The sequence below is a fragment of the Croceitalea sp. P059 genome (genome assembly GCF_031846365.1).
Classification (GTDB): Bacteria; Bacteroidota; Bacteroidia; order Flavobacteriales; family Flavobacteriaceae; genus Croceitalea; species Croceitalea vernalis.
The window spans coordinates 1-252 of sequence record NZ_JAVRHW010000024.1; the positions used below are offsets into that span (position 1 = coordinate 1).

Below are 252 nucleotides of genomic sequence, written 5' to 3' on the forward strand. Positions count from 1 at the left end.
AAAAGAAGATGCAGCTAATAAGTCTACAGATATTACGCTAGCAGATGCAACAAATACATTGTTCCCAACAGAATTAGCCGTAAAAACTTATGTAGATAACCAAGTAGCAACATTAGGTGATGATGATATTACCGCAGTAACTTTTGATGGTACAAACTTAACTGTTGATGAAGGAACAACAACATTCTTTGCAAGTTTGGCAACTCTTGAAGAATCAGCAGATATTACTGCAAATACAACAGCTATAGCACT

The 252-nt window shown here is 35.3% G+C and carries 1 protein-coding gene; it reads left to right on the forward strand.

Annotation, left to right across the window (positions count from 1 at the left end):
- Nucleotides 1–252, forward strand: a 252-nt coding sequence (locus RM542_RS14845) for a hypothetical protein (RefSeq protein ID WP_311386535.1), incomplete at both ends; no start/stop codon positions are given.